This window comes from Methylobacterium sp. GC_Met_2 (assembly GCF_026540795.1).
In the GTDB taxonomy this organism is placed as follows: domain Bacteria; phylum Pseudomonadota; class Alphaproteobacteria; order Rhizobiales; family Beijerinckiaceae; genus Methylobacterium.
Genome location: NZ_JALNUM010000155.1, coordinates 1 through 12031 on the forward strand (window position 1 = coordinate 1; position 12031 = coordinate 12031).

Genomic DNA, 12031 nt, shown 5'->3' on the forward strand with positions numbered 1-12031 from the left:
CGCCTGATACCGGCCGGCCTTCCTGAGCGCCGCGAGATATGCCACCGCGTCCTCCGGGCTCTTGCCCCCGTGCTGCGCCGCCACGTCGATGATCGCCCGCTCGACGTCCTTGGCCATCCGCTTGGCATCGCCGCAGACGTAAAAATGGGCGCCGCCCTCCAGCCACTTCCACAGATCGGCGCCTTTCTCGCGCATCCGATCCTGGACGTAAGTCTTCTCGGTGCCGTCGCGCGACCATGCCAGGGACAGGCGCGTCAGCACTTTGTCATCCTTCAGCTTGGTCAGCTCGTCCTTGTAGAAGAAGTCGCTGGCCTGCCGCTGGTGGCCGTAGAACAGCCAGTTGCGGCCGGGCGCCTGCGTGGCGGCGCGCTCGCGGAGAAAAGACCGGAACGGCGCGATGCCGGTGCCGGGGCCGCACATGATCACATCCTTCGACAGGTCTTCCGGAAGGCCGAAGCCGTGGGCTTTCTGAAGGTAGATCTTCACGCGCGTCTGCTCGGGCAGACGCTCGCCGAGATGGGTCGAGGCAACGCCGAGCCGCAGCCGCGAGCGGTGGTTGTAACGCACCGCATCCACGGTCAGCGAAACCCGGCCGACATCCATCCTGGGCGAGGACGAGATCGAGTAGAGCCGCGGCTGCAACTCATCCAAAGCCTCCAGAAAGACCTCGGCGTCGGGCCGGGCGCCCGGGAACTTGTGCAGGGCGCCGAGCACGTCGAGATAGGCGGCGTCGCCGTCCGGATCCTCGCCGGAGGCGAGCGCCTGCGCCTTCTTGCGGGCCGCGCCCGAGGTGAGCAGCGACAGGAGCTGGTAGAGGTTGTCCGGAGCCGCACCCAGCGCATAGTTGATCAGCAGGTGCTCCCGCAGGGTCTTTTGCCCGATCACCCGTTCGGGCCGGGCGCCGAGTTCCGCGATCACCGCGTCCACCAGAGCCGGGGCGTTGGCGGGGAACAGGCCCAGCGAGTCGCCGGCCTCGTACTGGATTGGCGTTCCGTCGAGGCCGATCTCGATGTGCCATGTCTCCTTCTCGCCGCCCGGATCGTTGAGGCGGCGGCGGGATAGGAACAGCGCCTCGACCGGGTTCTCGCGGCAGAAGCCCAGCGGGCCCAGATCGGCCGCCGCCTTCGGGGCGTCTTCGTCCGCTTTCGGGGCCGCAGGGGCGCCTCCGGCGGCGCCGAACTCCTCGTCCAGCTTCTTGAGCATGCGCAGGGTCTCTTTGCCGCCGGGCTGGCAAAGGTTCAGGCGCGCCTCGTTCTTGAGGAAGATCGCGTTGGCGTAGTCCGCGCAGTTGTAGCCGCACTGGCCGCAATCCTGCTGCGCCATGGCGGCCATCAGCTTGTGCGGCTCGGGGCGGTCCTTGGCCATCGCCATCCGATCGCCGATCGGCACGGAGGGGTCGTGCCAGGGCGCATCGTCATTGTCAGCCAATTTCGGCCCGGTCGCAGGGCCTTCGCCTGGCGCGAGCGCCGTCGCACCCGCGACGGCGGGGCCCAGCAAGGCTGCGAAATAGCCCGACAGCCAAGCGCGCTGGTCCTCGTTGAAGGGCGCGGTTTCGGGGATCAGGACGAGGGGGGGCGAGACGTGCTGGGTCATGCGGCGGCCTTCAGGGCGGGCTGGTCCTCGGCGGCGTCGCGGAGCGCCTCCGCGCCGGTGCGGCTGGTGAAGGCCTGGAAGCTCTCCTCCGGGCCCTGACGGCGATCGAGATAGGCCCGCAGCAGCGCCTCCACCCGGGAGGGGCAATCCTCGGCCTTGACGGCCTTCCAGATCTCGGTGCCGATCTTCGGGTTCTCGGCAAAGCCGCCGCCGACCACGATGTCGTAGCCCTCGACCGTGTCGCCCTCCTCCGAGACGACCACCTTGGCGCCGATCAGCCCGATATCGCCGATGTAGTGCTGGGCGCAGCTGTGATGGCAGCCAGTGAGGTGGACGTTCACCGGCACGTCGAGGTTCGGCATGGCCGTCTCGATGTGGTCGGCGATGACGAGGGCGTGACCCTTGGTGTCGGAGGCCGCGAACTTGCAGCCGCGGGCGCCCGTGCAGGCCACTAGGCCGGAGCGGATGCCGGCAGCCTTGGTGGTGAGGCCGAGGGCTTCCACGCGGGCCTCGACCTCGGCGACCTTCGCATCCGGAATGCCGGAGAAGATGAAGTTCTGCCAGACCGTCAGGCGGATCTGGCCGTCGCCGCATTCCGACGCGATCTTGGCCAGCGCCCGGACCTGATCGCTGGTCATCTTGCCGACCGGCAGGACCACGCCGATCCAGTTGAGGCCCGGCTGCTTCTGGGCGTGGACGCCGACATGGGCGTAGCGGTCGGTGGCTTTACGCGGCGCCACCTGCTCTGGCGCGACCCGGTCGAACTTGCGGCCGAGCTTGTCCTCGACGGCGGCGAGGTACTTGTCGAAGCCCCAGGCGTCGAGGACGTACTTCATCCGGCTCTTGTTGCGGTTCGTCCGATCGCCGTTCTCGATGAAAACCCGGATGATCGCGTCGGCGACCACGTTGCAATCCTCCGGCTTCAGCACGATGCCGGTGTCGCGCGCGAGGTCCCGGTGGCCCGAGATGCCGCCGAGGACGAGGCGCATGTAGATGCCCGGCGGCACGGCGGCGCCGTCCAGCACCTCCACGGCCTGGAAGCCGATATCGTTGGTCTCCTCCAGGGTCGGCATCACGCCGCTACCGTCGAAGGCGACGTTGAACTTGCGCGGCAGGCCGTAAAGCGAGCGGTCGTTGAGGATCCAGTTGTGCCAGGACTTGGCCAGCGGGCGCGTGTCCAGCAACTCCTGAACGTCGATGCCGGCGGTCGACGATCCGGTGACGTTGCGGATGTTGTCCGCGCCCGAACCCTGTGCCGTGAGGCCGATATCGGTAAGCCCGTCGAGGAAGGGCTGGGCGTGCTCGGGGCTGATCTCCCGCACCTGCAAATTGGCCCGGGTCGTCACGTGGACGTAGCCGCCGCCATGCTGGTCGGCGAGGTCGGCGACGCCCGCGAACTGCCAATGGTGCAGGATCCCGTTGGGGATCCGCATCCGGCACATGTACGAAACCTGATTGGGCGCCACCCAGAACATCCCGTGGTAACGCCAGCGGAAATTGTCCTCGGGCTTGGGCTGCTTGCCGGCTGCGGCCTCCTGGATCAGGCGGTTATGGCCGTCGAACGGGCTCTCGGCGCGCTTCCACTTCTCCTGCTCGCAGAGCTTGCCGCCGTCCTTGACGGTCTTGTCCTGCGCCTTGATGTGAATCGCGTCCGGGCCGGTCGGTTCGGCGGGCGGGGCGGAGGCCCCTGCCCCGCCGCCTGCCAGGCCTCCGGTCAGGCGCACGGCGGCGATGCCGGATGCGAAGCCTTCGAGATAGCGCTTCTGCTCGGCCTCGAATGCGTCCGCGGCGGTCTGGGTGATGGTCTCGGACATCCCGTGCCTCCCTAAGCGGCCAGCGGCTCGGGCGCGGGGCACCCGAACATCAAGTCGTCCACGTTTTCGATCGGATCACCCGTGCGGATCAGGCGCTTGCAGGCCGCCTGCTCCGCGATGTCGCCCACGAACACGGCGCCGATCAGCTTGCCCTCCCGCACCAGCAACTTGCGGTAGAGTCCTGCGCCGGGATCCGAGAGCACGATCGCCTCGGCATCGTCCGGCGTATCCACGATCCCGGCCGAGAAGACCGGCAGGCCGGACACCTTGAGGCTCGTGGACAGGGCCGTGCCCCGGTACTCGGCCGGCTGGCCGGCGAGGTGGCGGGCCAGCGTGTCGGCGTGCTCGTAGGCGGGCTCGACGAGGCCGTAGACCATACCGCGATGCTCGGCGCACTCGCCGAGGGCGAAGATGCGCGCATCGGAGGTGGTCATCCGGTCATCGACCGTGATGCCGCGGCCGGTCGCGAGCCCGGCGGCCTGCGCCAGCGCCATCGAGGGACGCACGCCCACCGACATCACCACGAGATCGGCCGGGAGGACGGTGCCGTCTGCCAGGATAAGGCGCTCGACCCGATTGTCGCCCTCGACCCGAGCGGTATCGGCCTGGAGTATGACCCGCACGCCGCGGGACTCCATGGCGCACTTCACCAGCCCGGCGGCGTGATGATCGAGCTGGCGTTCCATCAGCCGGTCCATGACGTGAAGCAGGGTCGTGCCGACGCCGAGACGCGCGAGGCCGACCGCGGCTTCGAGGCCCAGCAGGCCGCCGCCGATGACGATCGCGCGGGCATGCTGCACCGCTGCTCTGCGGATCGCTGCGACGTCGGCGAGGTCGCGAAACGTGATGATTCCGGGGAGATCCATGCCGGGCTTCGGCAGGCGGATCGGCAGGGACCCAACCGCAAGGACGAGCTTGTCGAAGGGCAGGACGTGAGTCTCGCCCACGACGACCAGCCCGTTCTCCCGGTCGATCTGCGTGACGGGCGCGCCGGTGATCAGGCGAATCCCGTGAGCCGCGTACCAATCGAGTCCGCGGAATGCGCAGGCCGCCTCGTCGACCTCGCCGCCAAGCAGCGAGGAAAGCAGGACCCGGTTATAGGCAGCCTGAGGTTCGGCCCCGACGCAGGTTACGTCGAACCGGCCGGGACATCCCTCGGTCAAGCGCTCCAGGAAGCGCAGCGAGGCCATGCCGTTGCCGATTACGACCAGTCTCTCGCGCGGCAAGCCGGTCTCGGCGCGCGCATCGTGTATGCGTGGTTCGCTAGGAGATGTCGCCATCGCTCGATCGCGTCTGGAACCTCGATTGCAGGGTCGTTGGCGGACCGCCCACGAAAAAGCCGCTGCCGGTGATCTCCCAGCGGGCTTCGAGCCTCAGGAGGACCGGATCAGCGGCCTCGCTGACGGCGCTGCCCGTCGCCGTTGACGGACGTCTGATGTGAAGCAGCTTTTGTGCCAGATCGACGATCGGCTCGATGCGCCGCTACGGGCATCTGACGAGCAGTCGGGTTGCGGAACGCAATGGGTCTTGGCGCGCGACGTACGCTGCACAAAAATCGGGCGCTGGCGGTCAAATGATCAGGCGCAACGCCGACAGCACGGGCTACAATTGGGCCAATGCTACCGAACGTGCGCCACCGCGTTGCGGTCAGTATGAGGTGAGGGATAAAATTGGCCGGAACGCACTGCCGTTGGGCAGTCGCGGGTGCGCAGAATGTCGTCGAGGAAAGGGCGATTTCGGACCGGTCCGACCGTCAGATGAGCACCGACAGGACGGCCAGCAGGCCAATGGTCGGCATCGCCCCGATCATGAGGGCCCAATACCATCCGCGATTCATGCAGGCGCGCCGATTGTCGTTGTTCGCCCGGGGAGGCCTGCCGCCCCGATAGATGTGACGACGAAGCTCATCTCGCATCCGAGGATGCGACGAATAAGAGCCAGTATCGAGTTTGCGGCATCCGGGCATGGCGCAGACACAACGGGCCACGCTGTCCGACGTTCCGAACTTTCCCGGCGCGGCGGCACTTATTGGCGACGAAAGCGGCGGGCTGTCGCTCGGCTAAAGTTCCGCTGTCGCGGCACGGTAGAGATCCGGCCTGTAGATGGTCTGGATCGCGTCTTCGAGGGCGGTCCGATCCGCGATCTGACGCGCGGCCTGCATCTGCGCAAGAAGCCACCCCGCATCCGCCGGCCGCGGCTCCTGAATCGCGGCGCCGAACGTCGGCCCAGCACCGGCAACGGGCGAATCGGCCGATCCGACCGCGAATGTGCGGGCGATGATGGTCGCGTCGAGATCGAGGTAGGGCCGGCGGGCGAGGCGGTTGATCAGCTCTCCACGGTTCTGGGGATCGGCACACCATCGCCCGGCCCGCGCCACCGCGCGAACCAGCGGCAGGATCGTGCCATCGAGACGTTCGGAGACGGCGAGCACCTTCTCGGGGGCATCCGGCGCCAGGGCGCTGCCGAGCACCGCGATGCGACCGTGTCCCGCGGCGGCGGCCACGTCGTTCCACGGGGCGCCCGCACAGAAGCCGTCCACGAGGCCCCGCGCCAGGGTCTCGACGCTGTACTGGGGCGGCACCACGACTGTGCGGAACGCCGCCGGATCGAGGCCGCCGGCCTCGGCGAACAGCCGCAACTGATAGCTGTGGCACGAGAATGGGTGGACGGTACCCAGCGTCAGCGGCCGGCCCGCCGCGCGCCGTTCTTCGGCGACGTGGGCGAAGGCGCGGGCGATCTCGGCGGGTTCCTCGCATTCCGGGGCCATCGCGTCCCAGAGGCTCCGCGCAAGGGTGATCGCGTTGCCATTGACGCTGAGCTGCATCGGCACGATCAGCTCCGAGGGTGGCCCAGACAGGCCAAGCCGGCTCGCCAGCGCCAGCGGTGCCAGCATATGGGCGCCGTCGAGATGGCCCAACGCCAAGCGGTCGCGCAACGTTGCCCAGGAGGGCTCGGCGGTGAGGTCGAGTTCGAGGCCCTCGGTCCGGGCGAAGCCCAGTTCGTGCGCCACGATCAGCGGCGCGGCATCGCAGAGCGGGACGTAGCCAAGTTGTAGCCTCATCCGAGCAGGTCCGCGGTGGTGACGATCGCGCGGGCGATGTCGGCGATCTTGCGCTTCTCGTTCATGGCTTTGCGACGCAGCTGCTTGTAGGCCTCGTCCTCCGTGAGACCCTTCATGCTCATCAGGATGCCCTTGGCGCGTTCGATCAGCTTGCGGTCGGCGAGTTCGCCCCGCGCCTCGGTGAGCTCCCGCTGAAGCCGGGCGAAGGCGTTGAAGCGCAGGATCGCGATGTCGAGGATCGACTTGATCCGCTCGGCCCGCAGCCCGTCGACCACGTAGGCCGAGATCCCGGCATCGACGGCGGCCTGCATCATGGTCGTGTCCGAGCGGTCGACGAACATCGCCACCGGCCGCTCGACCTGCCGCGACACCCCCGACATCTGCTCCAGAATGTCCCGGCTCGGGCTCTCCAGATGGATCACCACCACGTCGGGCTTGAGGGCGGTCACACGCTCCATCAGGTCGGCGGTGTCGGGGATGACGACCACGCGGCCGACGCCAGCCGCGCGCAAGCCCTCCTCCAGAATCGCCGCGCGGGCGCGGCTCGGGTCGATCACGGCGACGGTTAGGCTTGTTTCGGTCATCGGAGCCCGGTTCGGGGCAGGTTGGCCCGAACCGGGCCCACCCAGGCAAGCAAGGTGTATGCCCCCTGCCCGATCCTATGGAAAAGCGGGATCCCGCGTCATCCCCCGCCGATCTGCACCGGCCTGCAACGCCCGCGAAAAGAAATGGTCTAGCTTCCGCCGCAATGCGGGGGCTCCCTGGATGTGTCGGAGCGGACGAGGTGATCGGTGATTCGGATGCGCAGGCCAGATCAGCCCGCTCTCACGGAGGCCGGCGCAGCCCGCGTCACGATGCCGTTCCTGCCGACCTTGGCGGTGATCGCCCTTCTGGGCGTGGCATCGTTCTACTGCCCGTCCTCGGATCCGAACCCTGCGGCGCTGGCGGAACGCGCCCTGTCCGATCCGCTCACCACGGAATCCCTCGCGCCGGTCGCGTCTGCGGCCACCGGGACGTCGTTCGCGCCGGTGCCCACCATTGCCGCCGCGCCGGGCCGCCTCCCCGCGACCCTGGCCTTCGCCGAAGCGTTTCCGATCAGCGATTCGGCGTCGAAGGTGGCTGGTCCGCAGCCCCACGTCGCCGCCGTGGTCCGTCCGGCGCCGCGTCTCGCCGCGAACCGGCGCCCCTGCCCGGGACGCCGGTGCCCGGAGACGCCCCTGCGCGGCACCGATCCGTTCGCCGCAGCCCACGCTGAGGCCGCGGATGTAGCCGGACGCGACGCGATCCCGGGGCAAGCCCTGCCGTTCGCAGATGCCGTCGCCGATGCAGTGACCGAATCGGTGACCGATACCCTGGCACCGGCCACCCGTGTCATCGGCGACGCCGCCGAGCTCATGCGCAATGGCGCCGCGGTGGTCCGGGGTTCCGTCTCGCTGGCGGTGGCCGAATGCCTGCGCTGAGAGGCTGGTGCGGACCCGGCGTCTCCAAACTCGACTGAACAGACCTCTGGATCTGTGGGGCCGCTGTTCTAGGTGCGTTGCGGCAGACGGTCTGGGTTTCCGGCCGCTGGCTGGAGCCGGGGCCGAATGGCTGCACGCATCGAGGATTACGCGCTCGTCGGCGATTGCCGCAGCGCGGCGCTGATCAGCCGCCGGGGTAGCGTCGATTGGCTGTGCTGGCCGCGCTTCGATGCGGCCGCCCTGTTCACCAGCTTGCTGGGGACCGAGGCGCACGGATTCTGGAAGATCTTTCCCGAGGCCGAGCATGTCGAGAGCCGTTGGGCCTACCGGCCAGGCAGCCTCGTGCTGGAGACCCGGCACATCACCCGGCAGGGCGAGGTGCTGGTCACCGATTTCATGCCGGTCGGCGACGGATCGCACCTCGTGCGGCTTGTGGAGGGCGTCCACGGCCGCGTCGCCATGCGGATGGAGATGGCGGTCCGGTTCGATTACGGCTCGGCGGTGCCCTGGGTGTCCCGCTCGGAACTCGGCGACCTGCGTGCCGTCTCGGGGCCCCACAAGGTGGTGCTGCGCACCGATGTTCACCTCAAAGGTTCGGATGCGCAAACGACCGTGGCCGAATTCACCGTCCAAGCCGGCGACAAGCACCGCTTCGTTTTAAGCTATGGCCCCTCCCACGAAGACGATCCGGTGGCGATCGAGCCCCGCAGGGCGCTGGACGCCACCGACCGGCATTGGCGCGATTGGTCGAGCCGCGCCGCCGGTGGGACCGCCTGGGATCGGATGCTGCAGCGCTCGCTTCTGACCCTGAAGGCGCTGATCTACGAGCCGACCGGCGGCATCGTGGCGGCACCCACCGCCTCCCTGCCGGAGGGGCTCGGCGGCGAGCGCAACTGGGATTACCGGTTCTGCTGGCTGCGCGATTCGACGCTGACGCTGATCGCCCTGATGGATGGCGGCTATATCGACGAGGCCGCCGATTGGCTCGGCTGGCTCCAGCGGGCCGTCGCCGGAAACCCCGAGCAGGCGCATATTCTGTACGGCATCGGCGGCGAGCGGCTGCTCCCCGAGATCGAACTCGACTGGCTGCCCGGCTACGAGAATTCGAAGCCCGTGCGGATCGGCAATGCCGCTGCCGGTCAGTTCCAACTCGACGTCTACGGCGAGTTGTTCGACGCGCTCTATCAAGCCCATGCCCGCGGCCTGCCGGTGAGCGAAGACGGCCTGCGCGTCGGCCTCGCGATCCTCGGACATTTGGAGAGGGCCTGGCATCAGCCCGATGAGGGGATCTGGGAGGTGCGCGGCGGGCCGCGCCACTTCACCCACTCGAAGGTGATGGCCTGGGTGGCGTTCGACCGGGCGCTGCGGATGCATGAGATGCACGAATCGGGCGCCACCGAGGAGCACGCGAAGCGCTGGCGTGCGGTCAGAGACGCTATTCACGCCGAGGTCTGCGAGAAGGGGTTCGATCCCGAACTCAACAGCTTCGTCCAGTCCTACGGCGCGAAGGCGCTGGACGCGAGCCTACTGCTGATCGCCCATACCGGCTTCCTGCCGCAGGACGATCCCCGGGTGGTCGGCACCGTCGAGGCGATCGGCAAGGGCCTGATGCGGGACGGCTTCATCCTGCGCTACGAGACCGAGGGCCAGACCACCGACGGCCTCTCGGGCAACGAAGGCGCGTTCCTGCCCTGCACCTTCTGGTACGCCGACAACCTGATCGGTCTCGGCCGGCGGGACGAAGCGCGGGCGATCATCGAGCGCCTGATCGGCATCTGCACCGATCTCGGCCTCGTCAGCGAGGAATACGACGTGCAAGCCAAGCGCCTTGTGGGTAACTTCCCGCAGGCCTTCACCCATGTGGCGCTGGTCAACACGCTCCTCAGCTATACGCGCGGCGAAGGGCCGGCGGATCGGCAGGGTGGTAAGGGCAACGGAGCTCCCCCCGCCGTCCTGCGGCAGCGCGAAGCCGACAAGCGGCATGCGCAAGGCGAACTGGAAGACGTAAAACCATGAGCGGCGCTGACACTCCCGCCAAGGCGGCCCTCGCTGAGATCGATACGCTCAGCATCAACACGATTCGCACGCTCGCGATCGACGCGGTGCAGAAGGCCAATTCGGGCCATGCCGGGGCGCCCATGGGCCTCGCGCCCGTCGCCTACACCCTGTGGAACCGTTACCTGCGCTACGACCCGGCGCATCCGCACTGGCCGAACCGCGACCGGTTCGTGCTGTCCTGCGGCCATGCCTCGATGCTGCTCTACGGGCTGCTGCATCTGGCAGGCGTTGCCGAAGGCGACGGCGGCAACGCCCCGGCAGTCACGCTGGAAGATATCAAGAAGTTCCGGCAGCTCGACAGCCGGACGCCGGGCCATCCGGAATACCATTTCACCACCGGCGTCGAGACCACCACCGGGCCGCTCGGTCAGGGCGTGGCCAACTCAGTGGGCATGGCGATGGGCAGCCGTTATCTGAGCCAGCACCTGAACCGGCCCGGCTTGCCGCTGTTCGACTACAACGTCTACGCGATCTGCTCGGACGGCGACCTGATGGAGGGCGTGGCCTCGGAGGCCGCGTCGCTCGCCGGCCATCTGCGGCTCGGCAACCTCTGCTGGATCTACGACGACAACACCATCACCATCGAGGGTCACACCGAACTCGCCTTCGGCGAAGAGGTGGCGACCCGGTTCCTGGCCTATGGCTGGCAGGTGCTGCGCGTCGCTGACGCCAACGACGTACCGGCGCTCGCCGGCTCGATCGAGGCGTTCCTCGCTACCGACGACCGGCCGACGCTGATCATCGTCAAGTCGGTGATCGGCTACGGCGCGCCGAACAAGCAGGGCACCCCGAAGGCCCATTCGGACGCGCTCGGCCCGGACGAGGTGAAGGGCGCCAAGCGTGCCTATGGCTGGCCGGAGGATGCCCAGTTCCTCGTCCCGGATGGGGTTGAGGAGAATTTCCGCAATGGGATCGGTAAGCGAGGTGCGGCCCTCTACGCTGCGTGGCAGGGCCTGCTCGGCAAGGCGAAGGAGGCCGATGCCGACCACGCCGAAGACCTGAACGCTCTGCTGGAGGGCCGCCTGCCGGAGGGCTGGGACAAGGACATCCCGGTCTTCGAGCCCGACGCCAAGGGACTCGCCACCCGCGAATCCTCCGGCAAGGTGCTGAACGCTATCGCCCAGCACGTGCCGTTCCTGCTCGGCGGCTCAGCGGATCTGGCGCCGTCCAACAAGTCGAACCTGACTTTCGATGGCGCGGGCTCACTCGGCCCGTTCTCGCCGGGCGGCCGCAACCTGCATTTCGGCGTCCGCGAGCACGCCATGGGCTCGATTGTGAACGGCCTCGGCCTCTCGGGGCTTCGGGCCTACGGCGCGACCTTCCTGGTCTTCGCCGACTACATGCGCCCGCCGATCCGACTGGCCGCGCTGATGGAATTGCCGGTCTTCCACATCTTCACCCACGATTCGATCGGCGTGGGCGAGGACGGGCCGACCCACCAGCCGGTGGAACAGCTCCTGTCACTGCGCTGCATTCCAGGGCTCATCACTCTCCGCCCGGCCGACGCCAACGAGGTCGCCGAGGCCTACCGGGTTATTTTTTCGTCGAAGAACCAGCCCGTGGTGCTGGCGCTCTCCCGCCAGCCGCTGCCGACCCTGGACCGCACGAAGTTCGGCGCGGCTTCGGGCACCGCGAAGGGCGGGTACGTGCTGGCCGATTGCGAGGGCACGCCCGACGTGATCCTGCTGGGCGCCGGATCCGAGGTGCAGCTCTGTGTCGGTGCCTACGAGGCGCTGACGGCGGACGGCGTGAAGGCCCGGGTGGTGTCGATGCCGTCCTGGGAGCTGTTCGAGCGGCAGGACCAAGCCTATCGTGAATCGGTTCTGCCGCCCGCCGTGAAGGCGCGGGTGGCGGTCGAGCAGGGCAGCGTGATCGGCTGGGACCGCTATGCCGGCTCCGAGGGCGCGATCATCGGCATGCACACGTTCGGCGCCTCGGCGCCGATCAAGGATCTCCAGACCAAGTTCGGGTTTACCCCCGAGAAGGTCCTGGAGGCTGCGAAGGCCCAGGTGGCCAAGCATAAGTAGGCTCGGCGCCATTTCCCC

The 12031-nt window shown here is 68.2% G+C and carries 8 protein-coding genes; 3 read left to right on the plus strand and 5 right to left on the minus strand.

Going from position 1 to position 12031, the window contains the following annotated elements; translation table 11 throughout:
* From OXS49_RS30335 to OXS49_RS30355, 5 genes are all read right to left on the minus strand, one after another.
* On the minus strand, positions 1-1593 hold a 1593-nt coding region (locus OXS49_RS30335; protein ID WP_267428334.1), incomplete at its 3' end, for a sulfite reductase subunit alpha.
* Positions 1590-3407 (minus strand): NirA family protein, encoded by a 1818-nt coding sequence (locus tag OXS49_RS30340; protein WP_267428335.1) that lies wholly within the window; start codon positions 3405-3407, stop codon positions 1590-1592. The genes OXS49_RS30340 and OXS49_RS30335, both read right to left, overlap by 4 nt.
* A gap of 11 nt (positions 3408-3418) precedes the next feature.
* A complete protein-coding gene (locus OXS49_RS30345; RefSeq protein ID WP_267428336.1) occupies positions 3419-4687 on the minus strand; it encodes an FAD-dependent oxidoreductase in 1269 nt (422 codons plus the stop codon).
* Positions 4688-5466: 779 nt separating this feature from the next.
* The gene (locus tag OXS49_RS30350; RefSeq protein WP_267428337.1) at positions 5467-6468 is read right to left on the minus strand and encodes a CmpA/NrtA family ABC transporter substrate-binding protein; all 1002 of its coding nucleotides are present in this window, start codon (positions 6466-6468) and stop codon (positions 5467-5469) included.
* On the minus strand, positions 6465-7052 hold the full coding sequence (locus OXS49_RS30355) for an ANTAR domain-containing protein (RefSeq protein ID WP_243920468.1): 588 nt from the start codon (positions 7050-7052) through the stop codon (positions 6465-6467). Before OXS49_RS30355 ends, OXS49_RS30350 begins: the two co-directional genes overlap by 4 nt.
* Positions 7053-7268: 216 nt before the next feature.
* On the opposite strand from OXS49_RS30355, the gene OXS49_RS30360 reads away from it, so the two are divergent.
* From OXS49_RS30360 to tkt, 3 genes are all read left to right on the plus strand, one after another.
* The gene (locus tag OXS49_RS30360) at positions 7269-7928 is read left to right on the plus strand and encodes a hypothetical protein (RefSeq protein WP_267428338.1); all 660 of its coding nucleotides are present in this window, start codon (positions 7269-7271) and stop codon (positions 7926-7928) included.
* 72 nt (positions 7929-8000) lie between these two features.
* A complete protein-coding gene (locus tag OXS49_RS30365) occupies positions 8001-9944 on the plus strand; it encodes a glycoside hydrolase family 15 protein (protein ID WP_267428339.1) in 1944 nt (647 codons plus the stop codon).
* Positions 9941-12013: a transketolase gene (tkt, locus tag OXS49_RS30370; protein WP_267428340.1), complete on the plus strand. Its 2073-nt coding sequence runs from the start codon at positions 9941-9943 to the stop codon at positions 12011-12013. The genes OXS49_RS30365 and tkt overlap by 4 nt, the downstream gene beginning before the upstream one ends.
* The last annotated feature ends 18 nt before the right edge of the window (positions 12014-12031 follow it).